The following is a 25,628-nucleotide window of genomic DNA, read 5'->3' as shown; positions in this document are numbered from 1 at the left end:
CGGGGGGCGGGTTTACCCCCGGTCCCGCGCGCGGAGTTCCTCGATGTAGTCCTGTGCCAGCGTCGATGTCCGCGCGAACCAGTCGGCCAGTACGGCGATCTCCTCGGGGGAGTAGTCGGCGAACTGGGCGTTGAGGCGGTCGTAGTAGGGGCCGTAGAGGGCGACGACCCGGGTCACCGCGGCCGGTACCGCGGCCACGCGGACGCGGCGGCGGTCGGTCGGGTCGGGGACGCGGGTGATGAAACCGGCGCGTTCCAGCCGGTTGATGATGCCGGTCGCCGCGCCCGTCGTGACGTGGGCGTGTTCGGCGAGGTCGCCCGCCGTGAGGAGGTTCTCGCCCGCCTTGAGGACGCAGGCGAAGCAGAGCAGATCGGTGACGTTCAGCCCCAGCCGCTCGGCCATTTCCTGCTGGCCGAGCTGGGCGGTGGCGATGAGGGAGTCCATCGCGTCCAGCGCCTGGGCCGGGGTGGCGGTGGGGCGAGGTTTGGCGTGCATCGTTATTGCCTTAGTTGATGAGAGGTTTAGCCTCTAAAGTACTTAGGTAGTAAGGGATTGACTTGGGGTGGATCGGGCGAGGGAGATCTGCGCATGAGCGCACACCAGTATGACGAGGGACATACGGTCGCCGGGTGGACCGGATTCGGCATCGCGACCGTCGGGTCGGCCGTCGCGGGAGTGGGGGTGTGTACGGTCTCGGCCCTGCTGATAGGCGGCGGACTGGGGATCGTCGTGGTGAGCCTCCTGGTCACCTGGGCGCTGCATCTCACCGGGTGGGGCAAGCCGCCCGGGCGGCGGGACCGGGCGCAGTGGGGGATGCGGGTGCGGGATCCGCTGGCGCGCGCGGGGCATCCCGGGTGTGTCGGGTGCCGGCTGGCCGGGCGGGGGCGGGCGGCCGAGGGGTACGCGGTCGTGGTGCCGCGCGAGTCCGCCCAGGTCGGGGAGACCGTGGGCTGAGGCCGTTGTCAGTGGCGCCGTCTAGTCTCGTGAGCGATGGCACAGACGTGGAAGTGCTCGGGGCTGCGGTGGGCGGCGGACGGTCCCGAGCTGAAGTGGGACGGCGGGCGCGGGAGCCCGTTGCCCCGGGGGAAGCGGGTGGCCTTCGCGGTCGCGGAAGGGGGCGTGCGGACATGTGTGGGAGCGCGGGGGCATCCCTGTCCGGTGCGGGCGGCCGTGCCGGAGCGGGGCACGGGGGCGCGGTGCGAGGAGTGCGCGCGGCTGGACCGGGCCCACTCGGTGGCCGCCGACACGATCGCCGACGACCCGCGGCCGTATCACGTATATCTGGCCTGGTTCGGGCCCGGTCTGCTCAAGGTCGGTATCACCGCCGAAGAGCGCGGCTCCGCGCGGCTGCTTGAGCAGGGCGCCGTCTGCTTCAGCTGGCTCGGCCTCGGCCCGCTGATGGCGGCCCGCCGCTCGGAGGAGCTGCTGCGTGCCGCGCTCCGGGTACCGGACCGCATTCCCTACGCCGAGAAGCGCGCCGTACGGTCCGCCTTGCCGGGCTCGGCGACGGAGCGCGCGGCCGAGATCGCCGACCTGCACACCCGTGCCCTCGCGCTGCGCGAATGGCCGGAGTCGCTGCACCGCGAGCCGTATCAACCCGTCGACCACGTGGACGTGTTCGGCCTCAAGGGACTGCCTGCTGCCGTCGGTGAGGTGAGCGCTCTGGTCGCGGGCGGTGAGCTGAGCGGGGAGGTGCTCGCGGCCGCGGGACCGGATCTCCATCTCGTGACCGGGCGAGGTGTGCTGGTGCTCGACACGCGGCTGATGACGGGTTGGGAGTTGATCCCCGCCGGGGGCGAGGGGGCCGGATTCACCGTGCCGGTACGGGAGTTCAGGCGGGAGGCGCCGGGGGTGCAGGAGGGGTTGTTCTGATGCCGGGGCATGAGGATCGGGAAGCCGTGATGGTCAGGAGTGGGGTTCCGTATGGACGGTGAACGCGATGAACGCGATGAACGCGAGGAGCACGGCGAGGCCGCCGAAGTGCGTGCGTTCTGGCAGCGGCTCGGGCTGCCCGGGCTGGTCGACGTGCACACGCACTTCATGCCGGAGCAGGTGCTCAAGAAGGTCTGGCAGTACTTCGACTCGCTCAGGGAGGCGACCGGTGGTCTGCTCGAATGGCCGATCTCGTATCGGCAGGAGGAGGCTGAACGGGTCTCGCTGGTCAGGGAGTTCGGAGTACGCGCTTTCACCGCCATGCTCTATCCGCACAAGCCCGGCATGGCCCGGTGGCTCAACGGCTGGGCCGTGGAATTCGCCACCCGTACCCCCGACTGTCTGCACACCTCGACTCTCTTTCCGGAGCCGGGAGTCGGGGAGTACGTCAGGGAGGCGCTGGACTCGGGTGCCCGGGTCTTCAAGGCGCATGTGCAGGTCGGGGCGTACGACCCGGCCGACGAACTCCTCGACCCCGCCTGGGGGTTGCTCGCCGAGGCCGGCACACCGGTCGTGATCCACTGCGGCTCGGGGCCCGCACCCGGCAAGCACACCGGGCCCGAGCCGATCGGCCGGGTACTGGCCAGGCACCCGAGACTGCGGCTGGTCGTCGCACACATGGGGATGACGGAGTACGAGGACTTCCTGGATCTCGCCGAGCGGTACGGAGAGATGCGGCTGGACACGACGATGACCTTCACGGACTTCAGCGAACGCTTCGCGCCCTACCCGCCGCGTGCGCTCCCCCGGCTGGCCGCGCTCGGTGACCGGGTGCTGTTCGGCAGCGACTTCCCGAACATCCCGTATCCGTACGTCCACCAACTGCACGCGCTGGAGCGGCTGGACCTCGGGGACGACTGGCTGCGGGCGGTGTGCCATGACAACGGGGCGCGGCTGTTCGGACTCTGAGACGAGGACGTCGGCCGAGGAGGAACACACAGTTCCGTCCCCTCCGGATGAGTGCTGGGCAAGCGGTTCCAAGGCGTTCCCTGAGTGGCGCCTGTGAGTTTCTCAGGAAAATCACAGACTCTAGAAAGCGTGCTCTTAGAGGGCCCCGACAAGGTGTCCACTATGACCACGACCTCGCCCCAGGGGCGCACCGAACTGCTGAGGCCGGACGGGAGCCCCGTCCGAGTGCTTGTGGTGGACGACGAGCTGTCGATCACCGAGCTGCTGTCCATGGCCCTCCGTTATGAGGGCTGGCAGATCCGTAGCGCGGGTGACGGAACCGGCGCGATCCAGACCGCGCGCGAGTTCCGGCCCGACGCCGTCGTCCTCGACATGATGCTGCCGGACATGGACGGCCTGACCGTTCTCGGCCGTATGCGCCGGGAGCTGCCGGACGTTCCCGTGCTGTTCCTGACGGCCAAGGACGCCGTCGAGGACCGTATCGCCGGGCTCACCGCCGGCGGCGACGACTACGTCACCAAGCCGTTCAGCCTCGAAGAGGTCGTGGCCCGGCTGCGCGGGCTGATCCGCCGCTCCGGTGCCGCCGACCGCCGTTCGGACTCCGTGCTGGTCGTGGGTGACCTCACCCTCGACGAGGACAGCCACGAGGTGTCGCGGGCCGGGGAGGGCATCCACCTCACCGCCACCGAGTTTGAGCTGTTGCGCTTCCTCATGCGTAATCCCAGGCGTGTACTCAGCAAAGCGCAGATCCTCGACCGTGTGTGGTCGTATGACTTCGGTGGGCAGGCCAATGTGGTCGAGCTCTACATCTCGTACCTGCGACGGAAGATCGACGCCGGACGTGAGCCGATGATCCACACGCGGCGCGGCGCCGGTTACCTGATCAAGCCCGCGGCCTCATGAGCGGGCGACGACGGCCGCATGCGCAGAAGAGGCGAGCGGGTAAGCCGCGTACCCTGCGGACCCGGCTCGTCGTCGCGTCGGTGACGCTGATCGCCGTGGTCTGCGCGGTGATCGGCACGGTGACGACTGTCGCGCTGAAGTCGCACCTGTACGACCAGCTCAGGGACAAGGTGAACGAGACGGCCATTCGCGCGGTGGGCCGTCCTCAGGACACCGGCCCGGGGGGTGGCGGACCGCCGGGTACCCAGAACAACTCGTCCTCCACCACCTCGACCAAGACCAAGGAGTCCGAACCGGTCCTCACGCCGACCCAGAAGGTCGACAGGCTTCTCACCACCAGCGGTCCGACGCAGGAGAAGACGATCGCCGCCTATGTGAAGAAGGGCAAGATCGCCACCGCGTCCTACAGTCTGCAGAAGACCGACAGCCAGGGCGTGGGCAAGGGGATGGACACCCCGGACCTCACCACGGCGCAGAAGCAGGCCCTCGCGTCCGTGTCGAAGGACGGCAACGCGCACACCGTGACCATCCCGGGGCTCGGGGACTATCTGGTGAAGTACGCCGCGGTCCCCGACAGCACCACCGAGGGCTATTACGTCGCCCTGCCGACCACGGACGTCGACAACACCGTCACCACCCTCATCCTCGTCGAGCTGAGCGTCAGCGCCGCGGGTCTCGTGGCCGCCGGTATCGCCGGCTACGTACTGGTCGGCATCGCGACCCGCCCCCTGCGCCGCGTCGCCGCCACCGCCACCCGGGTCTCCGAACTCCCCCTCCACACCGGCGAGGTCACCCTCAACGAACGTGTCGCCGAGTCCGAGACCGACCCGCACACCGAGGTCGGCCAGGTCGGTGCCGCGCTCAACCGGATGCTCGACCATGTGCACGGCGCCCTGCACGCCAGACAGCAGAGCGAGATGCGGGTACGGCAGTTCGTCGCGGACGCCAGCCATGAGCTGCGGACGCCGCTCGCCTCCATCCGCGGTTACGCGGAGCTGACCCGTCGCGGGCGCGAACAGACCGGGCCCGACACCAAGCACGCGCTCGGGCGGATCGAGTCCGAGGCGGGCCGGATGACCTTGCTCGTCGAGGATCTGCTGCTGCTCGCCCGGCTGGACGCGGGCAGACCGCTCCAGTTCGACCAGACCGACCTCATCCCGCTCGTCGTGGACACCATCAGCGACTCGCGCGCGGCCGGCATGGACCACAACTGGCGCCTCGACCTGCCCGACGAACCGGCCCTGGTGTCGGCGGACGCGGCCCGTATCCAGCAGGTCCTCGTGAACCTGCTGGGCAACGCCCGCAAGCACACGCCACCCGGCACCACGATCACCGCCCGCGTCCAGCGGCGCGGACCGTGGATGTGCGTGGACGTCGAGGACAACGGCCAGGGCATCCCGGCGGATTTGCTGCCGCATGTCTTCGAACGGTTCGCGCGCGGCGACTCGGCGCGTTCCCGCTCGACGGGTTCGACCGGTCTGGGCCTCGCCATCGTGCAGGCGGTCGCGACCGCACACGGCGGTGCCGTCACCGTGGACAGTGTTCCCGGACGCACTGTGTTCACCGTGCATCTGCCCGCGCTTGCACCGGCTGTGCCCGCGCCCGCCCCCGAAACGAATTGGCAATCGCACTCACAGGCACACCACAGTGCCACCACATGGGTGCAACAGGGCGCTTGAGGAGAGTCGGTTCATGCGAACCGACTCTTCTCCCGGCACCCTGCCGGCGCGGGAGCACCTCCCGGCCGGAGACGCCGGTACGCCTGTCCTGGACGTAGTGATCCCCGTCTACAACGAGGAGAAGGACCTCCAGCCATGTGTGCTCAGACTGCACGAGCACCTCAAGCGCACGTTCCCGTACGCGTTCCGCATCACCATCGCGGACAACGCGTCGGTCGACACCACTCCTCAGGTGGCGGCGCGGCTGGAGTCGGAGATCCCCGAGGTCAAATCGTTCCGGCTGGAGCAGAAGGGGCGCGGTCGAGCACTGCGCACCGTCTGGTCCGCCTCGGACGCCCCGATCCTCGCCTACATGGACGTCGACCTCTCCACCGACCTCAACGCGCTGCTCCCCCTGGTGGCGCCGCTGATCTCGGGTCACTCCGACCTGGCGATCGGTTCCCGGCTGGCCCGCTCGTCGCGTGTCGTGCGTGGCGCCAAGCGCGAGTTCATCAGCCGGACCTACAACCTGATCCTGCGCGGCTCGCTCCAGGCCCGCTTCTCGGACGCTCAGTGCGGATTCAAGGCGATCCGGCGTGATGTGGCCCAGGCGCTGCTGCCGCTCGTCGAGGACACCGGCTGGTTCTTCGACACCGAGATGCTGGTGCTGGCCGAGCGGGCCGGACTGCGCATCCACGAGGTGCCGGTCGACTGGGTCGACGACCCGAACTCGACCGTCCACATCGTCAAGACGGCGACCGAGGACCTGAAGGGAGTGTGGCGCGTGGGCAAGGCCCTGGCCTCCGGTTCGCTGCCGCTCGACCGTGTCACGCGACCCTTCGGCGACGACCCCCGCGACCGCGACATCCAGGACGTGCCCAAGGGGCTGGCCCGCCAGCTCGTCGGGTTCTGCGTGGTCGGCGGCCTCTCCACCCTCTTCTACCTGGTGCTCTACAGCGCCTTCCGGCAGTTCTCCGGCTCGCAGATCGCCAACGCGCTCGCGCTGCTGGTCTCGGCGATCGCCAACACGGCCGCGAACCGCCGGCTGACCTTCGGGGTCCGCGGCCGGGGCGGCGCCGTCCGCCACCAGGCGCAGGGCCTGGTCGTCTACGGCATCGGCCTCGCGCTCACCGCCGGTTCGCTCGCCGCCCTCAACGCGGCCAGCAGCGACCCGGGGCACTCCACCGAGCTGGCGGTCCTGGTGGTCGCCAACCTCGCGGCGACCGTGCTGCGCTTCCTGCTGCTGCGCGCCTGGGTCTTCCCGGACCGCGGCGACAGCGAGCAGGAGCTGACGGTCGTAGCCCTCAACACCCCCGCGTCGCCCACCTATTCGACGGCGACGCCTCAGCACGCACAGCACAACGGTTCGTACGGCCCGCTGCCCCAGCGGCAGCCGCAGCCCCAGCAGGGGACGTACGACACCACCACGTACGACAGCACGACCCAGTTCCGCGCCGGTGAAGCCGCGGACGGCACCTGGAGGGACGCGACGATGCAGTTGCAGCCGGTGCGTCCCCACGACACCGACCCGAGGGACCCCCGATGAGCACCGACACCGATCAGACGACCTATCCGGGAGGAGGCGGCCCCTCGTCCTGGGGGGCGCCGGCCGGTGACACCGGCGACAGAGACACGGCCGTGCACGAGCCGGTCGCGCCCTCGGAGACCCTGGCCCCCCAGTCCGGTGAGCCCAAGCTGCCGCTCGGGCGCCGTCTGTGGCGCGGCCGGCCCGAGGACCCGCGCTGGGTGCGCCCCGCGTTCTGGGGGATGCTGCTGGCGACGGCGCTCCTCTACCTCTACAACCTGAGCGCGTCCGGCTACTCCAACTCCTTCTACTCGGCGGCGGTCCAGGCCGGCAGCAAGAGCTGGAAGGCGTTCCTGTTCGGCTCGCTGGACGCGGGCAACGCGATCACCGTCGACAAGCCCTCGGCGTTCCTGTGGCCGATGGAGATCTCGGTCCGTATCTTCGGCCTCAACTCGTGGGCGATCCTGGTCCCCGAGGTCCTGATGGGCGTCGGCACGGTCGCGGTCGTGTACGCGGCGGTGCGCCGTCGCTACAGCCCGCAGTCCGGTCTGATCGCGGGCGCCGTGCTGGCGCTCACCCCGGTCGCCGCGCTGATGTTCCGGTTCAACAACCCGGACGCCGCACTGGCGTTGCTGATGGCGGTCGCCTGCTACCTCGTCGTCCGGGCCCTGGAGGACGGCCGTACGAAGTGGCTGGTGTGGGCCGGTGCCGCGATCGGTTTCGCGTTCCTCGCGAAGACCCTTCAGGCCTTCCTGATCCTGCCGCCGCTGGCCATCGTCTACGCGGTCTGCGCGCCGGTGAGCGTGAAGAAGAGGTTCGCCCAACTGGGCCTGGCGACGGCCGCGTTGGTCGCCGCGGGCGGTTGGTGGGTGGCGATCGTCGAGCTGTGGCCGGCGTCCTCGCGCCCGTACATCGGCGGCTCGCAGAACAACAGCTTCCTTGAACTGACCTTCGGCTACAACGGGTTCGGCCGCCTCAGCGGCGACGAGACCGGCAGTGTCGGCGGCGGCGGTGGCGGCACCGGGACAGGCCAGTGGGGTGCCACCGGCTGGAACCGGATGTTCAACGACGAGATCGGCAGCCAGATCTCCTGGCTGCTGCCCGCCGCGCTGATCCTCCTCGTCGCGGGCCTGGTGGCCACGCGCAAGCTGGGCCGCACGTCGGTCAGGCGCAGTTCGCTCCTGGTCTGGGGCGGCTCGCTGGTGACGACCCTGGTCGTCTTCAGCTACATGGCCGGCATCTTCCACCAGTACTACACGATCGCGCTGGCCCCCTACCTGGCCGCCGTGATCGGCATCGGCGCCGGTTCCCTGTGGGAGCGGCGGAGCGAGATCTGGGCGTCGATCACCCTCGCGGCGGCGGTAGTCGCGGCCGGCGTGTGGGGTTACGTCCTCCTCAACCGCACCCCCGACTACCTGCCCTGGCTGAAGTGGCTCGTCCTCCTCGGCTCCTTGGCCGGTGCGCTCGGCCTGATCTTCGTGGCGAAGATCGGCCGCCAACTCGCCCTCGCGGCAGTCGGCTTGAGCATCGTGGCGGGTCTTGCCGGTCCGGCGGCGTACACGATGTCGACGGTCAACTCGGCGCACACCGGCTCCATCCCGACGGCCGGTCCGGCCGGCGCGAGCATGATGGGCGGCGGCCCGGGCGGCGGCGGTGGCCGTGGCGGCTTCGGCGGCGGCAACCGCACCGGTGGCACCGGCACGATGCCCGGCGGCGGCACGCAACAGGGCGGCGGCACCACCCAGAACCAGGGTGGCGGCTTCCCGGGCGGCGGCACCATGCCCGGCGGCGGTACCGGTACCGCGCCCGGTGGCGGCGGTACGACCCAGAACCAGGGCGGCGGCTTCGGCGGCGGCCAGATGGGCGACGGCGGCGGCATGGGCGGCGGTGTGGGCGGCCTGCTCAACGGCGCGACCGTGACCTCCGCGGCCAAGAAGCTGCTGTCGACGGACGCGAGCAAGTACACCTGGGTGGCCGCGTCCATCGGCTCCCAGAACGCTGCGAGCTACCAACTCGCCACCGGTGACCCGGTGATGGCGATCGGCGGCTTCAACGGCACCGACCCGTCGCCGACGCTGGCCCAGTTCCAGAAGTACGTGGCGGACGGAAAGATCCACTACTTCATCTCGGGCGGCACCGGCATGGGCGGCAGCAGCACCGGCAGCTCCTCGCAGATCACCTCGTGGGTCGAGAAGAACTACAAGAAGGTGACGGTCGGTTCGGCCACCTTCTACGACCTGACGCAGAAGGCGACCAGCTGACGGTCGGATTGACCCGAGAGGGGCGGTGACCACCCGGTCACCGCCCCTCTTCTTATCTCCGTTGTACGCCGTACAGGAACTGTTCTACGGTGTACAACATGCCAACCGTGCCGACCTCCCCAGCCCTCCAGGCCCACTCCCAGCGCTGGATCGTCCTCGGAGTCATCTGCCTCGCCCAGCTCACCGTGCTGCTCGACAACACCGTCCTGAACGTCGCCATCCCCTCGCTCACCCGTGAACTGGGCGCGGGCACCGCGGACATCCAGTGGATGATCAACGCGTACTCGCTCGTCCAGTCCGGACTGCTGCTCACCGCGGGCAGCGCCGCCGACCGCTACGGCCGCAAGAAGATGCTGATCGCGGGCCTGGTGCTGTTCGGCGTGGGCTCGCTGGTCGCCGGACTCGCCCAGTCCACCGGGCAGTTGATCGTCGCGCGGGCCGGTATGGGCGTGGGCGGGGCGCTGCTCATCACCACCACGCTCGCCGTCGTGATGCAGATCTTCACCCCCGAGGAACAGCCGAGGGCGATCGGCATCTGGGCCGCCGTCAACGCGCTCGGCTTCGCGACCGGCCCGCTCCTCGGCGGCTTCATGCTGAACCACTTCTGGTGGGGCGCGATCTTCCTCATCAACCTGCCGGTCGCCGCGCTGGCCCTGGTCGCGGCGGTGGCCCTCGTCCCCGAATCCAAGAACCCGCGCGGTGACCGCCCCGACCTCCTCGGCGCCCTGCTCTCGACCGTCGGCATGGCCGCGCTGGTCTACGCGATCATCTCCGGCCCCTCGCACGGCTGGACCTCGGAGCGGGTCCTGCTCACCGGCGCGGTGGCGGTCCTGGTGCTGGCCGCCTTCGCGTACTGGGAGAGCCGTGTCCCGTACCCCATGCTCGACCTGGACTTCTTCCGCGACCGCAGGTTCACCGGCGCGGTCACCGGGGTCGTCCTGATCACCTTCGGCATGGCCGGCTCCCTCTTCCTGCTCACCCAGCATCTCCAATTCGTCCTCGGTTACGGCCCGTTGGAGGCCGGTGTGCGGACGGCGCCGCTCGCCCTGGCGATCGTGGCGCTCAACTTCTCCGGCCTTGCGGCCAAGTGGACGGCGAAGCTCGGGGCGCCGGTGGCGATCGCCCTCGGCATGGTGCTGATGTCGGCGGGACTGGCCTCGATCGCGGTGATCGCCTCCGGCGGCTACGCGGGCACTCTGCTGGGCCTGTTGCTGATCGGGGCGGGTGCCGCGCTGGCCAATCCGGCGATGGCTCACGCGATCATGAGTGCGATTCCGCCGGAGAAGGCCGGGGTCGGCGCGGGGATCAACGGCACGTTGGGCGAGTTCGGGAACGGGCTCGGGGTCGCCGTACTGGGAGCGGTACTGAGTTCCCGGTTCGCGGCGGTGTCCTTGCCCGTGGGCCTGGCGGCGGCAGCCACGGCCGAGGAACGCAGAAAGGTGACGGACTCCTTCTCCGCCGGGCTGGAGGTCAGCCAGTTGGTGGGCGCCGTCGCGGTCTTGGCCGGGGGCTTGCTCGCGGCCGCGTTGTTGTGGCGGGCTGAGCGGGCAGACTCGGAGACGGTGGTCGGCGACCCTGCGTAAGGTGGCCGGGTTGGAATGCTGAGGAAGGTGCGCCCATGGTGAAGGCAGCCGGCAACGCGCGTACCAGCGTGTGGCTGGAGACCAGGACGCGGCGCGGCGGTCGTGGCGGAGGACAGCCCTCCGGGCTGGACCGCACCCGTATCACCGACGCCACCGTACGACTGCTCGACGCCGAGGGGCTCGCGAGGTTCTCCATGCGGCGGCTGGCCACCGAGCTCAAGGTGACCGCGATGTCCGTCTACTGGTACGTCGACACCAAGGACGACCTCCTCGAACTCGCCCTGGACGCCGTCTTCGGCGAGCTGCGGCTGCCCGACCCGGAGGCCGAGGGCGAGGGCGAGGACTGGCGCGAGCAACTGCGGATGCTGGCCACGGAGTACCGGGCGCTGCTGGTCCGGCACCCGTGGCTGTCGCCGCTGGCCGGTACGTTCCTCAACATCGGCCCGAACTCGCTCGCGTTCTCCCGTGTCGTCCAGCGCGTCATCCGCCGCACCGGGCTGCCGGCCCACGGCCTGACGGGGGCGATCTCGGCCGTCTTCCAGTTCGTGTACGGCTACGGCACGATCGAGGGCCACTTCTTCGCCCGCGTCGCCGACACGGGCATGACCCCCGACGACTACTTCCGGCACGCCATGACCACGGTGAACGAGTCCCCGACGACGGCCGACGTCATCGAGGAGTCCAGGGCACTCATGGCGGCCCGGGGCGGCGACACGGTCGCGGAGATGATGGACCGCGACTTCACCTTCGCCCTCGACCTGCTGGTGGCGGGCATCGAGGCGATGGTGAAACGAGGCTGAGAACGCCTCAGTTGTCGGCCAGCCGCGCCGGGAAGCCTCCGGTGGCCACCGGCCCCCACCGCTCGGGCGTGATCCGGATGATCGACTTGCCCTGCTTCAGCATGGCAGCCCGGTACTCGTCCCAGTCGGGATGCTCGCCCGCGATGTTCCGGTAGTACTCGACCAGCGGTTCCACCGACTCCGGCGGGTCGATGACCTCCGCCGTGCCGTCGATCTGGACCCACGGGCCGTTCCACTCGTCGCTCATGACGAGGATGCTGACCCGCGGGTCCCGCTTGGCGTTGCGGGTCTTGGCGCGCTCGGGGTAGGTGGAGACCACGATCCGCCCGGAGTCGTCGACCCCGCAGGTCAGCGGCGAGGCCTGAGGCCCGCCGTCTCCCCGCCGGGTCAGCAGCAGGGCGCGGTGACGGGGCCGTACGAAGTCGAGCAACTCGTCCAGGGTGACGGTGGTGTTGGTCGCGATGTTCGGTGCCATGCGTCCAGCCTAGGCGCACCGCGCCCGCTTATCCCTGAGGCAGCGTCTCGCCCTGGACCGCCTGGATGTCCAGCTCGACCTTGAGGGTCGTACCGATCGCGGCGATCCCCGCCTGGACGACCTGGTTGTAGTTCATGGCGAAGTCCTCGCGGTGCAGCTCCGTGGTCGCGCGGAATGCCGCCCGCGTGCCGCCCCAGGGGTCGGCGCCGGTGCCGAGGTAGGCGAGGTCGAGGTCGACGGGCCGTAGGACACCCCGGAGGGTCAGTTCACCGTGGACCGTCCAGCGGTCGGAGCCCGCTGCCGTCAGGCCCGTCGAGGAGTAGGTGATCTCCGGGCAGCGGGCCACGTCCAGGAAGTCCGCCGAGCGCAGATGCTCGTCGCGCATGCCGTTGCCGGTGTCGATCGACGCGGCCCGGATCACCGCCTCCACCCGGGACTTGGCGATGTCGTCCGGCGCGATCTCGACGGTCGCGGCGAAGTCGGTGAACCGGCCGCGCACGCTGGAGATGCCCAGGTGCTGGGCGAGGGCGCCGACCGTGGAGTGCGCCGGGTCGACGGTCCAGGGGCCGGGCGGCGGCAGTTCGGTGCCGCCCTGCCGGGCCAGCGTGACGGTGCCGACCTCGGCCCGGCCGCTCGCGGTGACGATCGCGGTGGCGGCGGCGGGCGCGTACCCGACGGCGGTCACGATCACCGTGTACGGCCCGGGCGCCAGCGGGTTCACGTCCCGTACGGCCCCCTCCGCGTCGGCCTCGGCCCGCAGCACCTGCGCCCCGGTCATGTCGGTCACCGTGACGACCGCGTGCGACACGGCCCATCCGTCGCGGGTACGGATCTTCGCGGTCAGTCCCATGTCTCTTGTAACTCCTCGCCGTGCAAAGGGAACCGGCCCGTGGAGCGTGCCTCCGCTCGGGACACGCTCCACGGGCCGGGGCTGAACTACTCGCCCGGGTGGGCGAGTTCGATGTCGTGGCCGTCGGCTCCGCGGCCGTTCACCGTGAGGGCGGTCGCGACCGGCGGGTAGCCCGTCGCGATCACCGTGTACTCGCCGCCGCTCAGGTCGGTGAAGGCGTACGCCCCGTCCGTCCCGGTGGTGGCGGTGCCGACCACGTTGCCCGCCGCGTCCACGAGGGTGACGCGGGCGTCGGCCAGCGGACCGTGCGGGGAGCGGACGACGCCCAGGACCTGCGCGCCGGAGTCGAGGTCGATCTCGACCCGGGTGACACCGGTGCCGCCGACCTCGACGGGCAGGGCGCGCGGCCGGAACCCGGCGGCGTTCACCGCGAGGGTCACCGCACCCGGCACCAGCTCGGCGAAGGCGAACTCGCCCTGCTCACCGGTGGTCCCGGTGGCCAGCAGATCCCCGCGCACATCGGTCACGATCACCATCGCGTCCTTGACGGGCTGGCTCGAATCGGCCGCCCGGACAAGGCCGTTGAGGCCACTGGTGCCGCTGAGGACGACGTCGTAGGAGACCGGTTCGGCGCTGTTGACGACGACCGTGGAGGCCTGCGGCTGGAAGCCGTCGGCGGAGGCGATCAGGACGTACGAGCCGACGCTCGGCGCGTCCACCCCGTAGGACCCGTCGGCCTGGGTGACCGAGCGGCCCAACTGGCGTCCCCCGAGGGAGATCAGCGTGACGGCGGCCTGCGGCACGGGCGCGCTCTCGGCGCCGCGGACGAAGCCGCGGACGGGAATCCCACCGGACATGGGGACGGTCTCCTCCCTGGCCACCGTCGCTACGGCGGCGGCCTGGACGTTCGTGGCGGCTACGGCGTTCTCCTCGGCCTCGGCCGGAAGCGGCACCTCGCCGATCTCCAGCACGCCCGCGCTCTCCTGCGCCGCCTGGGCCAGCCCGCCGGACGTCCGCAGCGGGACCTCCTTGATGAACATGACGACGACGAAGGCGATCAGCGCGAAGGGCGCCGCGTACAGGAAGACATCGGCGATGCCGTGGCCGTAGGCGCTCTCCAGCCAGGTGCGGACGGTGGACGGCAGGGCGTCCATGTCGGGGAGCGCGCTGCTGCCGACGGCCTTCGCGGCGGCGGCCTGCGACTGCGGGTCGAGCGAGGTGACGGTGTCCTTGGCGTAGTGCGTGATCCGGCCGGACATGACCGAACCGAGCACACCGACGCCGACCGCGCCGCCGAGGGACCGGAAGAAGCTCACCGTGGAGGAGGCGGCGCCGAGGTCCTTCGGGGTGACCTGGTTCTGCGTGGACAGCACGAGGTTCTGCATCATCGTGCCGACGCCGATCCCCAGCATGGCCATGTAGATGGACAGTTCCCAGTACGGGGTGTCGTAGCGCATCAGGCCGAGCAGGCCCAGGCCCGCGGTGAGGAAGAGACCGCCGGCGACCAGCCAGCCCTTCCAGCGGCCCGTCTTGGTGATGAACCGGCCGGAGACCATCGACGCGACGAACAGACCGCCGATCATCGGGATCGTCATGACACCGGACATCGTCGGGGACTTGTCGCGGGCGAGCTGGAAGTACTGGGAGAAGAACACCGTGCCCGAGTACATGCCGACACCGACGAACAGGGAGGCCAGCGAGGCCAGTGACACCGTGCGGTTGCGGAACAGGCGCAGCGGGATGATCGGCTCGCTGGCCCGGGTCTCGGTGAACACGAACAGCAGCGCCAGCACGAAGGTGCCGCCCACCATCGTGTACGTCTGCCACGACAGCCAGTCGTACTTGTCGTCGGCGAAGGTCACCCAGACCAGCAGCAGCGAGGCGGCGGCGGTGATGAAGAAGGCGCCGGTCCAGTCGACCTTGACCTTCCGCTTGGCGACCGGGAGGTTCAGCGTCTTCTGCAGGACGATCAGCGCGATCAGCGCGAAGGGGATACCGACGAACAGGCAGTAGCGCCAGCCGAGCCACGAGGTGTCGGTGATCACGCCGCCGAGCAGCGGACCGCCGACGGTCGCGACCGCGAAGGTGGCACCGGTGTAGCCGGAGTACCGGCCGCGCTCGCGCGGGGCGATCATCGCGGCCATCACGACCTGGACGAGGGCGGAGAGACCGCCGGCGCCGAGGCCCTGGATGACACGGGCGCCGATCAGCATCGCCGGGTTCTGCGCGAGACCGGCGACGACCGAGCCGATGATGTAGATGACCAGGGATATCTGGACCAGGGCCTTCTTGCTGACCAGGTCGGCCATCTTGCCCCACAGCGGCACCGAGGCCGTCATGGAGAGCAGGGCCGCGGTGACGACCCAGGTGTAGGCCTCCTGGCCGCCGCCCAGGCTGCCGATGATGCTCGGCAGGGCGTTGGTGACGATCGTCGAGGAGATGATCGCGGCGAACAGACCGAGCAGCAGCCCGGAGAGCGCCTCCATGATCTGCCGGTGTGTCATCGGAGCGCCGTCGGGGGCCGCGGGGGATCCCCCTCCGTGCTTCGCCTGGGCCCGCACACCGGCTGGTGTGGTCGTTGCCATGGGCTTCCTTTTCTTCCGTGCTTATACGGGTGTACGGGTGGTGTGTTCGAGTTCGGGGTGGGGGGAGTCGGGAGTGGTGTGGGGGGCATGGGAGGCCGTGCGGCAGTCGTCGAAGCTGGCCCGGAGCCGGGCCATCAGCCGGATCAGCTGCCCGACCTCCTCCTCGCTCCAGTCGCTCAGCCGGTCGGCGAGCAACTCGGCGGTCCGCCGGGACAGTTCGTCCACCTGCACCCAGCCGCTGGGGGTGAGGCGCAGGATGCGGGAGCGCTTGTCGGCGGGGTCGGGGGACCGTGTGATCCAGCCCCGGTCGGCGGCGTGCGCGACATGGCGGCTGGTCACGGACATGTCGACGGAGAGCAGCTCCGCGAGCCTGCTCATCCGCATGTCCCCGTGCCGGCCGAGCAGCGTCAGGACGGCCACGGAACCGCTGGGGCAGTCGGACGGCAGGATCCGCCCCAGCTCCCTGCGTACGGCGCCGAAGGCACTGAACTGACGCATCAGCTCCTCGTACTGCGCCTGCTCGGCCATCACACCTCCCATGTTCGTTGCTTGGGGCAACCATAGAAGAGGTTGGTTGCTACAGGCAAATAAAAAGCCTGCATGGGGCATAAAAAGTTGGCAAAGGCAAGCATTGCGGAAAGTAAATCCACAGGTGGGGATGGCAGCGCGAGGCCCCGCACTTGGGTGTCCCCCGGGGATTCGCTAGTGTCTCGGCCCATGGCAAACACCCAGGGCCCCGAGGGCAACTACGACCCCGCCGGCAGCACCCAGATGTTCCGTGCCTTCGTCGACGAGACCCCCCAGGGCGGCCGGCAGCAGCAGGCCGCCGCTCCCGCCGGACCCCGTATCGGCCTGATCGTCGGCGTCGTCGTCGCCGTGCTGGTCGTGGCGGCGGTGGCCTACCTGGCCTTCATGTAACAGGGGTCGCCCACATCGGACGGACTACCGGTCCCCTTCCAGGGTGAACCGGTAGACCGTCGACCCCCGGGCCCGGAAGCCGAGCCGCTCGTACAGCCGGTTCGCCGCCGCCCGATCGGGCCGCGAGGTGAGATCGACGGTCCGCGCACCGGCCTCCCGGGCGATCCGCAGCGCCTCGTTCGTCAGCAGCGCGGCGATCCCCCGCCCCCGGGCCGCGCTGTCGACGACCACGTCCTCGACGCGCCCGCGCACCCCTGTCGGCAGAGGCAGCAGGACGAGCGTCAGCGTGCCGACGACCGTGCCCTCCGCCCGCGCGACCAGCACGGTGTTCGCCGTGCACGACACCATCCGCCCGACCGCGGCCCGGTCGAGGGGCTCGGCCGTCGAGGACAACTGCGGCAGCAACCGGCCGAACGCGTCCACGAGTTCATCGGTCGCCTCGCGCACGACCTCCACCTGTACGTCCATGCCGCAGAGCCTATCGACCGCGCTACCGCCACTGGACGGACACGTCCCGCGTCTCGATGTGTATCCCCAGCGGCACCCGCCACGCGTCGACGCACACCGTCCAGGTCTGGTCCTTGTGTGCGCCGGCCGCGATCGGCACCGACAGTCCCTCCGTGGAGTCGATCGTCGCCCAGTCGATGCCGAGGGCCCCGATGATGTGCGTCCCGAAACTCACCGTGCCCGAACGCACCGCCGTACCACCGGAGTTGCGAAAGCCCAAGGTCACGTCCTCGCACCAGCGGTGGTCCGTGGCCGCGCGCACGGGTGTGCCCCAGGTGAGGGCGGCGGGGGTGGCGGGGGCCGTCGTAGAAGCGGCGGTCGGGGTCGGCGAGGGCGAATGCGCGCTGCTACGACCGGACTTGGCGCCCGCGGGTGAAGTGTCCGGGGCGGGTGCACCGGACGCTGGTCCTGGTCCCGGTGCGGTCCCTGCACCCGCTCCCGAAGTCCCGCTCGTGGCAGGTGGCTTGGGGGCGTCGTCGAGCGGTACCAGGGTGACGCTTCCGGTCGGACGGGCCGCCGTGGCCGACGGCGGGGGCGCGCCGACCGCCGTGTAACCGCCGCTGCCGCCTCCGCACGCGGTCAGCGTCGCGCAGACGACGGCCGCCGACGCACCCAGCAGGGCGCCTCGGCGGCCAGTTGTCCATGTCGAACGAAGCATCGCGCCATGGTGGCTGACACTCCGTCAAATAGGAACCCTCGGCGGCGGGTTCGGCGATCCTCAGTCGGAGATGAGGCCCTCGCGCAGGGTGGACAGGGTGCGCGTGAGGAGGCGGGAGACGTGCATCTGGGAGATGCCGACCTCCTCGCCGATCTGCGACTGGGTCATGTTGGCGAAGAAGCGCAGCATGATGATCCGGCGCTCGCGTGGCGGCAGCTTGGCCAGGAGCGGCTTGAGGGACTCCCGGTACTCCACGCCCTCCAGCGCCGTGTCCTCGTAGCCGAGGCGGTCCGCCAGCGAGCCCTCGCCGCCGTCGTCCTCGGGGGCCGGGGAGTCGAGCGAGGAGGCCGTGTAGGCGTTGCCGACCGCGAGGCCGTCGACCACGTCCTCCTCGGACACGCCCAGGACCGCGGCGAGTTCGGGGACGGTCGGGGACCGGTCCAGCTTCTGGGACAGCTCGTCGCTGGCCTTCGTAAGGGCCAGCCGCAGCTCCTGGAGCCGGCGCGGGACGCGCACCGACCACGAGGTGTCGCGGAAGAAGCGCTTGATCTCGCCCACGACGGTCGGCATCGCGAACGTCGGGAACTCCACCCCGCGTTCGCAGTCGAAGCGGTCGATCGCCTTGATCAGGCCGATCGTGCCGACCTGGACGATGTCCTCCATCGGCTCGTTCCGCGAGCGGAAACGCGCGGCGGCGTAACGCACCAGCGGGAGATTGAGCTCGATGAGGGTGTCCCGGACGTAGGCGCGCTCGGGGCTGTTCTCGTCGAGTGCGGCGAGCCGCAGGAACAGGGAGCGGGACAGGGTGCGGGTGTCGATGGCTCCCGTGGTCGGGAGGGCCGGGGCCGGTACGGCGGGTACGGCCTCCAGGACCGTAACGGCGTCGAGTGCGGGCTCAGCCTCGCTCTTGGTGAGCGTGAGCACCTTCGAGCTGCCCTGGTCTGCGGACATGCCACCCCCTTTGGGTCGCGGGACGGTCGTGGCGATCGCCCCCGTCTGAGGAGCGGTGCCTTCACCTGAATACCGGAGCCTGGGCCACGGCAAACGCGCTTCCCGCAGAATGTCACATGTCGGCAACACGCTGTAGTGACATGTCGACATGTCAGTGACGAATCAGCCCTGGAAACAGGGGGTCTGACGGTTTTTCAGAGCAGAAATGTCGGGAAGGGCCCTGGTGGGCGATTCGTTCGTACCGGTGACGGATCGCTCGCGCTTTCGGTTATGGCCGCGCGGTGCTGTGGCTATACCTCGATGGCTATGCCTCGATGCGGTTCGCGGAGCGCAGTCGCTGGAAGCTACGCGCGAGTAGCCGCGAGACATGCATCTGGGAGACGCCGAGTTCCGCGCTGATCTGCGACTGGGTGAGATTGCTGTAGTAGCGCAGCAGCAGAATGCGCTGTTCCCGCTCGGGGAGTTGGACGAGGAGATGGCGGACGAGGTCGCGGTGTTCCACGCCGTCCAGGGCCGGGTCCTCGTAGCCGAGCCGGTCCAGCAGGCCGGGCAGTCCGTCGCCCTCCTGGGCGGCCTCCAGGGAGGTCGCGTGGTAGGAGCGCCCGGCCTCGATGCAGGACAGCACCTCCTCCTCGGCGATGCGCAGCCGCTCGGCGATCTCGGCGGTGGTGGGGGTGCGCCCGAAGGCGGTCGTCAGGTCCTCGGTCGCGGCGTTGACCTGCACCCACAGCTCGTGCAGCCGGCGCGGGACATGGACGGTGCGGACGTTGTCGCGGAAGTACCGCTTGATCTCGCCGATGACGGTCGGCATCGCGAAGGTCGGGAACTGCACGCCCCGGTCCGGGTCGAAGCGGTCGATGGCGTTGATCAGACCGATCGTGCCGACCTGGACGACGTCCTCCATCGGCTCGTTGCGGGAGCGGAAGCGCGCGGCGGCGTAGCGCACGAGCGGGAGGTTGGCCTCGATGAGCGCCCCGCGCACCCGGTTGTGCTCCGGCGTGCCCGGCTGGAGCCCCTTGAGCTGGCCGAACAGCACCTGGGTGAGGGCCCTGGTGTCGGCGCCCCGGCTGCGGGGCGCGGCCGGCGGGGTTTCCGTGACTTCCTGGGGCGGCGCAGTACTGGCCGACACGGTCAACGCCACCTCTTCATCGGTCAACTCATCCGTCAATAGCGGTCATAGCATCACAACACATGCGCACTGTGTGCAAGCACCGCATATCACCGCGTTACTCCGTGTTGAGGGTTGAATTGGTTCATAAGACGCATAACAGCCCTCCGCCGTTCCGGCGGAGGGCTGTTGAAGAGAGGAGACCTGGGACGAGGAGACCTCAGACTTCGTAGTCGGCGATCACCCACGTGGCGAACTCGCGCCACAGCGCGACGCCCGCCTGGTGGGCGGGGTGTTCGAGGTACCGCTTCAGGGCGTCGGCGTCGTCGACCGCCGAGTTGATCGCGAAGTCGTGGGCGATGGGGCGGTCGCTGATGTTCCAGCCCAGCTCCCAGAAGCGCAGGTCCTCGATCAGGTCGCCGAGCGGGCGGAAGGCCTCGACGCCCGCCACCACACGCGGGTCGTCGCGCTCGACACCCTCGTCGAGCTTGAAGAGGACGAGGTGGCGGATCATCTGCGCGCTCCTGGTTGGTCGGTCGGCTAGTGCGCCCCGTCGGCCAGCCAGGTCATGAAGTCGCCGATGGCCTTCGCGGCGTCCGATATGCCCTCGAAGCCTATCTGGACGTAGTCGGCCGCCTTGGACGGGTCCGTGATGATCACATACAGCGCGAAGACCACGAGCAAATAGACGGCGACCTTCTTCGCGTTCACCGCCATCGCGGCCTCCCCTGTGACGTCCGTGCCCGGTGGGCCCCCTGTTGACGGCGGTGAGTGTAACCTTCACGGCCCTTTTCTGGATCAATCAGGGATCAACGGCGCGCAGGTGGAGGGCTGTTGCCGGGGGCAGGGGGGACACGCACGAAGGGCCCCGTCTTTCGACGGGGCCCTTCAGAAGCGGTAGCGGAGGGATTTGAACCCTCGGTGACTTGCGCCACACTCGCTTTCGAGGCGAGCTCCTTCGGCCGCTCGGACACGCTACCGAGAGAGACCTTACAACAAGGTGGGGCGTGGTTTGAAATCGGTAATCAGCGGCCGCGGAAGAACTCCGTGAGCAGGTGTGCGCACTCGTCCGCGAGCACCTCACCGATCACCTCGGGGCGGTGGTTGAGCCGTCGGTCGCGGACCACGTCGAAGAGGGAACCGGCCGCGCCGGCCTTCTCGTCTCGGGCGCCGTAGACGACCCGGTCCACCCGGGACTGGACCAGCGCGCCCGCGCACATCGTGCAGGGTTCGAGGGTGACGACGAGCGTGCAGCCCGAGAGCCGCCACTCACCGAGGTGCGCGGCGGCCCGCCGGATCGCGAGGACCTCGGCGTGGGCGGTCGGGTCGCCGGTGGCCTCGCGTTCGTTGTGGCCGGTGGCGAGCACGGTCGTACCGTCCGGGGACAGCACGACCGCGCCGACCGGGACGTCGCCGCCCCGGGCGGCCGCTCCGGCCTCCTCCAGGGCGAGCCGCATCGCGGCCCGCCAGCGGTCTCGTACCGGGTCCTGAGGGTCGGGGGTCCCTTCTGTGCGTGCTGCCGTGGTCAGCGGACGGTCTCCAGGACCTCCGAGGCCCCGAGGGCCTCGGCGATGGAGCTCAGCGCGTCGTCGGCGTCGAGGAGTCGCAGCTCCTTCTCGCCGACGCCCAGGTCGTCGAGGATCTGGCTGTCCCCGACGGGGCTGTGCGGAACGGCCTCGGCGGAGGTGCCGTCCTCGTCGTCGTCCTCCTCGGCGTCACCGTCCTCGGTGCCGTCGAGGTCGAGGGAGTCCAGGTCGACGACGGCGTCGTCGTCCGGATCCCTCCCGAGCAGCTCGTCCGTGAGCAGGATCTCGCCGTACGAGCTGCGGGCTGCCGCAGCGGCGTCCGAGACGTAGATCCGAGGGTCGTCCTCGCCGTCGATGCGGACGACGCCGAACCAGGCGTCCTCCTGCTCGATGAGCACCAGCACCGTGTCGTCCTCGGGCGAGGCTTCACGGGCCAGTTCGGCCAGATCCGACAGGCTCTCGACATCGTCGAGCTCTGTGTCGCTCGCTTCCCACCCGTCTTCGGTGCGCGCGAGCAGTGCGGCGAAGTACACCGTGACTCTCCCACTGGTCTTAGGCGTGCCGGTTGGGGGTCCCCCCGGCGGAGGTTGAGGTTGCGGGCGGGGAGAGCTCGTGCTCCGAGCCCCACCCACTCGGAATCGTGGCAGAAACATGGCGCACAGGGGACGTCTTCGGCTCCCTGTGTCCGCCCGTTTTGATCGACCACCAGCGGGATCGTACGCGGCGATCGCCGTGCACACGCACCCGGTTGGCCTTACAAGGTGCTGTGAGACAGGCCTCAACTACCAGCGGAACGTGCGCATACGCATGGCGTGGCGCAGCCGCGCGACCTTGGCGCGCCGGGGCTGGACCCGGTCACGCAGCTCGCGCGCCTCGGTCAGGTCGCGCAGGAACTGTGCCCGGCGCCGTCGGCGCTCGGCATCGGTCTCCCGGCTGTCCTGCTGTGACGGGTCCTCGTGGGACTCACGGTCAGGCATCGGCTCACCACCCCGGTCCGTCCCTCCCACTTTCCCCCGGACGGGCGGTTTGATGCCAGCGTGAGCAGGAACGGAGCGGCGGCTACTGTTGTGGACATGCGTCTCCACGTCGTCGACCACCCCCTGGTCGCCCACAAGCTCACCACGCTGCGCGACCAGCGCACCGACTCCGCGACCTTCCGCCGCCTGGCCGACGAGCTGGTCACCCTGCTCGCCTACGAGGCCACGCGTGACGTGCGCACCGAACAGGTCGACATCACGACGCCGGTCGCCTCGACCACCGGCGTCAAGCTGTCCTACCCGCGCCCGCTGGTGGTGCCGATCCTGCGGGCCGGCCTCGGCATGCTGGACGGCATGGTCCGGCTGCTGCCCTCGGCCGAGGTCGGCTTCATGGGCATGGTGCGCAACGAGGAGACGCTCCAGGCCTCCACGTACGCCACGCGCATGCCGGAGGACCTCTCCGGCCGTCAGGTGTACGTCCTGGACCCGATGCTGGCCACCGGTGGCACCCTGGTCGCGGCGATCCGCGAGCTGATCAAGCGCGGCGCCGACGACGTGACGGCCGTGGTCCTGCTGGCCGCCCCCGAGGGCGTCGAGGTCATGGAGCGCGAGCTCGCGGGCACCCCGGTGACGGTCGTGACGGCCTCGGTCGACGAGCGCCTGAACGAACACGGCTACATCGTCCCGGGCCTGGGCGACGCGGGCGACCGGCTCTACGGCGCCGCCGAGTAATCCCGCTCAACACCCGATTCCCGTACGACTCCTACCTGGTCGTACGGGCGCGTGTGCCTTCCGGACGGCTGTCTCCGTACGGCTACGAGCACGCCTTCGGCGAAGCCGAAGCGCTGGCCGCCGGTGCGGGCCCGCCCAGCGCGGCCAGGGCCTTGTCGGCGGCCGCCTTCGCCGTGAGGTCCTTGAAGGCGGTGCCGATGATCAGGTCGACGTCGGTGCCCTTGCGGGTGGCCTCGGTGCGGCGCTCGGCGCCGGTGAGCTGGGTGGCGAGGACGGGCAGCGAGGTGTCGAGGGAGGCGGCCGGGCCGAGCAGCACCCCGGTGCCCTTGACCTTCTTGTCCCACTGGGCGGACGCGTTGCCCACGTCACCGATCTTGAAGCCGCGCTTCTTCAGCTCGTCGGCGGTCGACTTGGCGAGGCCGCTGCGGGGCGTGGCGTTGTAGACGTTCACGGTGATCTGGGCCGGCTTCGGCACGGCGGCGTCCGTGCCGGTGCTCGCCGAGGGGCTGGCCTTGGTCGCGCAGTCGGCCTTGGGACCGGCCGCCGCGGCCTGCTTGCCGCCACCGGTGAAGACATCGATGAGCTGCAATGTGCCCCACCCGCCCACACCCAGTACGGCGACGGACGCGACCACCATGAGGACGAGCCGCCCGCGACGCCGCGGACGGCGCATGCGCGGGTATTTGTCCCCCGTGATCCGGTACTGGCCGCCCATGCCTGGGGGAGTCAGCATGCTCATGAGCGCAGCGTAGTGCGCTTGGGCGGTGATGCCTACTAGATGATCATTCGACAGCGCCGAGACCAACCCGAAAGGGTCAACAGCTCAGAAGCCCGGCGTTCAGTCCAGTTCGAGCACGCGCGCGTGAAGGACCTGCCGCTGCTGCAGCGCGGCGCGGACCGCGCGGTGCAGGCCGTCCTCCAGGTACAGGTCGCCCTGCCACTTCACGACGTGGGCGAAGAGGTCGCCGTAGAACGTCGAGTCCTCGGCGAGGAGGGTCTCCAGGTCGAGCTGGCCCTTGGTCGTCACGAGCTGATCGAGGCGGACCGGGCGCGGCGCGACATCCGCCCACTGCCGGGTGCTTTCCCGGCCGTGGTCGGGGTACGGCCGGCCGTTTCCGATGCGCTTGAAGATCACACGGAAAGCCTACCGGTCATGACGTTCCGGGCGCAGCCATGGAGACGGAGTGCGACGCTGGAAAAGATGCCGCAAAGGCGGGCAAAAAGGGAACAGGGGCCGGATATGAGTGACAGCGAGACGATCGCCGCGGGCTACGCCTTCACAGGACCTGCACTCGATCTGGGCGCCCTGCTGTGGGACGGTGCCTGTCTGCCCGACGCGCAGATCCGCATCCCCCTCCCGATGCTCAACCGCCACGGCCTGGTCGCGGGCGCCACCGGCACCGGCAAGACCAAGACGCTCCAGCTCATCGCCGAGCAGCTCTCGGCGCAGGGCGTGCCCGTGTTCCTCGCGGACGTGAAGGGCGATGTCTCGGGCATCTCGGCGCCGGGCACCTCGAACGACAAGGTCGCGGGGCGGGCCGCCGAGGTGAAGCAGCAGTGGACGGCGACCGGCTTCCCGGCGGAGTTCTACGCCCTCGGCGGCATCGGCCACGGCATCCCCGTCCGGGCCACGATCACCGGCTTCGGACCGGTGCTGCTCTCCAAGGTCCTCCAGCTCAACCAGACCCAGGAGCAGTCCCTCGGCCTGATCTTCCACTACGCCGACACCAAGGGCCTGGAGCTGATCGACCTCAAGGACCTGCGGGCCGTCGTCACCTTCCTGACCTCGGACGAGGGCAAGCCGGAGCTGAAGAACATCGGTGGTCTGTCCACCGCCACGGCCGGCGTGATCCTGCGCTCCCTCACCGCGTTCGAGGCGCAGGGCATGGCCGACTTCTTCGGTGAGCCGGAGTTCGACACGAACGAGCTGCTGCGCACGGCGTCGGACGGCCGCGGCATGGTGTCGGTCCTCGAACTCCCCGCCGTCCAGGACAAACCGCAGCTCTTCTCGACCTTCCTGATGTGGCTGCTGGCCGACCTCTTCCACGACCTCCCGGAGGTCGGCGACGCCGACAAACCGAAGCTCGTCTTCTTCTTCGACGAGGCGCATCTGCTCTTCAACGACGCCTCCAAGGCGTTCCTGGACTCCATCACGCAGACCGTCCGGCTGATTCGCTCGAAAGGGGTCGGCGTCTTCTTCGTGACGCAGACCCCGAAGGACGTACCCGGCGACGTCCTGGCCCAGCTCGGCAACCGCGTCCAGCACGCGCTGCGCGCCTTCACCCCGGACGACCAGAAGGCCCTGAAGGCGACCGTGAAGACCTTCCCGAACTCCTCCTACGACCTGGAGGAGATCCTCACCGGCCTCGGCACCGGCGAGGCCGTCGTCACCGTCCTCAGCGAGAACGGCGCCCCGACCCCGGTAGCCGTAACCCGCCTCCGCGCCCCCGAGTCCTTGATGGGCCCGGTCGACGCGGCCACCCTCGACCGGGCGGTCAAGTCATCGTCCCTCTACGGCCGTTACGCACAGGCTGTGGATCGAGAGTCGGCGTACGAGAAGCTGTCGGCACGGCCGGAGCCGCATCCGCAGGAGACACCGAAGACGGCCGGCAAGTCGGCTCCCAAGGAGGACGAGTCGATGGTCCAACAGGTCGTCGGCAGCGGCATGTTCAAGTCCCTGGCGCGTTCCGTCGGCACCCAGATCGGCCGCGAGATCACCCGCTCCCTGTTCGGCACGGCCCGGCGGAAGCGCTAGCCACCACCACCGGGC

28 protein-coding genes and 1 tRNA gene are annotated in these 25,628 nt (G+C 69.9%); 12 read left to right on the top strand and 17 right to left on the bottom strand.

Annotation, left to right across the window (positions count from 1 at the left end; genetic code table 11):
* Positions 1-12: 12 nt before the first annotated feature.
* Entirely contained in the window at positions 13-495 is a 483-nt protein-coding gene (locus tag AB0M63_RS10855) for a MarR family transcriptional regulator (protein WP_355910540.1), read from the bottom strand.
* A gap of 93 nt (positions 496-588) precedes the next feature.
* Between AB0M63_RS10855 and AB0M63_RS10850 the strand changes: the two genes are divergently transcribed.
* The 9 genes from AB0M63_RS10850 (at position 589) to AB0M63_RS10810 (ending at position 11,571) form a co-directional block, all read left to right on the top strand.
* The gene (locus tag AB0M63_RS10850) at positions 589-954 is read left to right on the top strand and encodes an HGxxPAAW family protein (protein ID WP_355910543.1); all 366 of its coding nucleotides are present in this window, start codon (positions 589-591) and stop codon (positions 952-954) included.
* 36 nt (positions 955-990) lie between these two features.
* The gene (locus tag AB0M63_RS10845; RefSeq protein WP_366019149.1) at positions 991-1,872 is read left to right on the top strand and encodes a DUF2797 domain-containing protein; all 882 of its coding nucleotides are present in this window, start codon (positions 991-993) and stop codon (positions 1,870-1,872) included.
* Between the two features lie 51 nt (positions 1,873-1,923).
* Entirely contained in the window at positions 1,924-2,841 is a 918-nt protein-coding gene (locus tag AB0M63_RS10840) for an amidohydrolase family protein (protein ID WP_366019148.1), read from the top strand.
* Between the two features lie 162 nt (positions 2,842-3,003).
* The gene (locus tag AB0M63_RS10835; RefSeq protein WP_019054929.1) at positions 3,004-3,744 is read left to right on the top strand and encodes a response regulator transcription factor; all 741 of its coding nucleotides are present in this window, start codon (positions 3,004-3,006) and stop codon (positions 3,742-3,744) included.
* Positions 3,741-5,423 carry a HAMP domain-containing sensor histidine kinase gene (locus tag AB0M63_RS10830; protein WP_355910554.1) on the top strand — a complete coding sequence of 561 codons (1,683 nt, stop codon included), beginning with the start codon at positions 3,741-3,743 and terminating at the stop codon, positions 5,421-5,423. Before AB0M63_RS10835 ends, AB0M63_RS10830 begins: the two co-directional genes overlap by 4 nt.
* Before the next feature lie 13 nt (positions 5,424-5,436).
* Positions 5,437-6,948 carry a bifunctional glycosyltransferase family 2/GtrA family protein gene (locus AB0M63_RS10825; protein WP_366019147.1) on the top strand — a complete coding sequence of 504 codons (1,512 nt, stop codon included), beginning with the start codon at positions 5,437-5,439 and terminating at the stop codon, positions 6,946-6,948.
* On the top strand, positions 6,945-9,188 hold the full coding sequence (locus tag AB0M63_RS10820) for a glycosyltransferase family 39 protein (RefSeq protein ID WP_366019146.1): 2,244 nt from the start codon (positions 6,945-6,947) through the stop codon (positions 9,186-9,188). Before AB0M63_RS10825 ends, AB0M63_RS10820 begins: the two co-directional genes overlap by 4 nt.
* A gap of 98 nt (positions 9,189-9,286) precedes the next feature.
* Positions 9,287-10,771, top strand: coding sequence for an MFS transporter (locus tag AB0M63_RS10815; RefSeq protein ID WP_366019145.1), 1,485 nt, complete (start codon positions 9,287-9,289; stop codon positions 10,769-10,771).
* A gap of 35 nt (positions 10,772-10,806) precedes the next feature.
* Positions 10,807-11,571, top strand: coding sequence for a TetR/AcrR family transcriptional regulator (locus AB0M63_RS10810; RefSeq protein WP_366019144.1), 765 nt, complete (start codon positions 10,807-10,809; stop codon positions 11,569-11,571).
* Positions 11,572-11,578: 7 nt separating this feature from the next.
* Here AB0M63_RS10810 and AB0M63_RS10805 read toward each other — a convergent pair whose 3' ends face one another.
* The 4 genes from AB0M63_RS10805 to AB0M63_RS10790 form a co-directional block, all read right to left on the bottom strand.
* Positions 11,579-12,046, bottom strand: coding sequence for a PPOX class F420-dependent oxidoreductase (locus AB0M63_RS10805; protein ID WP_355910569.1), 468 nt, complete (start codon positions 12,044-12,046; stop codon positions 11,579-11,581).
* A 28-nt stretch (positions 12,047-12,074) separates the two neighbouring features.
* Positions 12,075-12,896, bottom strand: coding sequence for a YceI family protein (locus tag AB0M63_RS10800; RefSeq protein ID WP_366019143.1), 822 nt, complete (start codon positions 12,894-12,896; stop codon positions 12,075-12,077).
* A gap of 86 nt (positions 12,897-12,982) precedes the next feature.
* The gene (locus AB0M63_RS10795) at positions 12,983-15,481 is read right to left on the bottom strand and encodes an MFS transporter (RefSeq protein WP_366019142.1); all 2,499 of its coding nucleotides are present in this window, start codon (positions 15,479-15,481) and stop codon (positions 12,983-12,985) included.
* 21 nt (positions 15,482-15,502) lie between these two features.
* Entirely contained in the window at positions 15,503-16,009 is a 507-nt protein-coding gene (locus tag AB0M63_RS10790; protein ID WP_355910578.1) for a MarR family transcriptional regulator, read from the bottom strand.
* 189 nt (positions 16,010-16,198) lie between these two features.
* Here AB0M63_RS10790 and AB0M63_RS10785 point away from each other — a divergent pair, with 189 nt between their 5' ends.
* A complete protein-coding gene (locus tag AB0M63_RS10785; RefSeq protein WP_355910581.1) occupies positions 16,199-16,399 on the top strand; it encodes a hypothetical protein in 201 nt (66 codons plus the stop codon).
* Between the two features lie 24 nt (positions 16,400-16,423).
* Here the strand turns inward: AB0M63_RS10785 and AB0M63_RS10780 are convergent, their stop codons facing one another.
* The 10 genes from AB0M63_RS10780 to AB0M63_RS10735 all read right to left on the bottom strand — a co-directional run bounded on the left by AB0M63_RS10780 (position 16,424) and on the right by AB0M63_RS10735 (position 22,126).
* Positions 16,424-16,867 (bottom strand): GNAT family N-acetyltransferase, encoded by a 444-nt coding sequence (locus AB0M63_RS10780; RefSeq protein WP_366019141.1) that lies wholly within the window; start codon positions 16,865-16,867, stop codon positions 16,424-16,426.
* A 22-nt stretch (positions 16,868-16,889) separates the two neighbouring features.
* Positions 16,890-17,564: a hypothetical protein gene (locus AB0M63_RS10775; protein WP_366019140.1), complete on the bottom strand. Its 675-nt coding sequence runs from the start codon at positions 17,562-17,564 to the stop codon at positions 16,890-16,892.
* A 60-nt stretch (positions 17,565-17,624) separates the two neighbouring features.
* The gene (locus tag AB0M63_RS10770) at positions 17,625-18,515 is read right to left on the bottom strand and encodes an RNA polymerase sigma factor SigF (RefSeq protein WP_355910589.1); all 891 of its coding nucleotides are present in this window, start codon (positions 18,513-18,515) and stop codon (positions 17,625-17,627) included.
* A gap of 304 nt (positions 18,516-18,819) precedes the next feature.
* Positions 18,820-19,683, bottom strand: a complete 864-nt coding sequence (locus AB0M63_RS10765) for an RNA polymerase sigma factor SigF (protein ID WP_355910592.1) — start codon at positions 19,681-19,683, stop codon at positions 18,820-18,822.
* Positions 19,684-19,843: 160 nt separating this feature from the next.
* The gene (locus AB0M63_RS10760) at positions 19,844-20,137 is read right to left on the bottom strand and encodes a Dabb family protein (protein ID WP_355910595.1); all 294 of its coding nucleotides are present in this window, start codon (positions 20,135-20,137) and stop codon (positions 19,844-19,846) included.
* A gap of 26 nt (positions 20,138-20,163) precedes the next feature.
* Entirely contained in the window at positions 20,164-20,340 is a 177-nt protein-coding gene (locus tag AB0M63_RS10755) for a hypothetical protein (RefSeq protein WP_355910599.1), read from the bottom strand.
* Positions 20,341-20,518: 178 nt separating this feature from the next.
* A tRNA-Ser gene (locus AB0M63_RS10750) sits at positions 20,519-20,603 on the bottom strand.
* Between the two features lie 45 nt (positions 20,604-20,648).
* Positions 20,649-21,080 (bottom strand): tRNA adenosine(34) deaminase TadA, encoded by a 432-nt coding sequence (gene tadA, locus AB0M63_RS10745; RefSeq protein ID WP_355910602.1) that lies wholly within the window; start codon positions 21,078-21,080, stop codon positions 20,649-20,651.
* A 68-nt stretch (positions 21,081-21,148) separates the two neighbouring features.
* Entirely contained in the window at positions 21,149-21,682 is a 534-nt protein-coding gene (locus AB0M63_RS10740) for a hypothetical protein (protein ID WP_355910605.1), read from the bottom strand.
* Between the two features lie 249 nt (positions 21,683-21,931).
* Entirely contained in the window at positions 21,932-22,126 is a 195-nt protein-coding gene (locus AB0M63_RS10735) for a hypothetical protein (RefSeq protein ID WP_355910608.1), read from the bottom strand.
* Positions 22,127-22,222: 96 nt separating this feature from the next.
* Between AB0M63_RS10735 and upp the strand changes: the two genes are divergently transcribed.
* On the top strand, positions 22,223-22,858 hold the full coding sequence (upp, locus tag AB0M63_RS10730) for a uracil phosphoribosyltransferase (RefSeq protein WP_200691015.1): 636 nt from the start codon (positions 22,223-22,225) through the stop codon (positions 22,856-22,858).
* Between the two features lie 82 nt (positions 22,859-22,940).
* On the opposite strand, the gene AB0M63_RS10725 is transcribed toward upp, so the two are convergent.
* Entirely contained in the window at positions 22,941-23,573 is a 633-nt protein-coding gene (locus AB0M63_RS10725) for a LytR C-terminal domain-containing protein (protein ID WP_355910835.1), read from the bottom strand.
* A gap of 123 nt (positions 23,574-23,696) precedes the next feature.
* Entirely contained in the window at positions 23,697-23,993 is a 297-nt protein-coding gene (locus tag AB0M63_RS10720; protein WP_003999914.1) for a type II toxin-antitoxin system VapB family antitoxin, read from the bottom strand.
* A gap of 105 nt (positions 23,994-24,098) precedes the next feature.
* On the opposite strand from AB0M63_RS10720, the gene AB0M63_RS10715 reads away from it, so the two are divergent.
* A complete protein-coding gene (locus AB0M63_RS10715; RefSeq protein ID WP_366019139.1) occupies positions 24,099-25,613 on the top strand; it encodes a helicase HerA-like domain-containing protein in 1,515 nt (504 codons plus the stop codon).
* Positions 25,614-25,628 lie beyond the last annotated feature (15 nt).

The sequence above is a fragment of the Streptomyces sp. NPDC051576 genome, from assembly GCF_040681835.1.
GTDB lineage: Bacteria > Actinomycetota > Actinomycetes > Streptomycetales > Streptomycetaceae > Streptomyces.
Note: the sequence above shows the minus strand (reverse complement) of the source record. Positions and strands in the feature narration are given on the sequence as shown.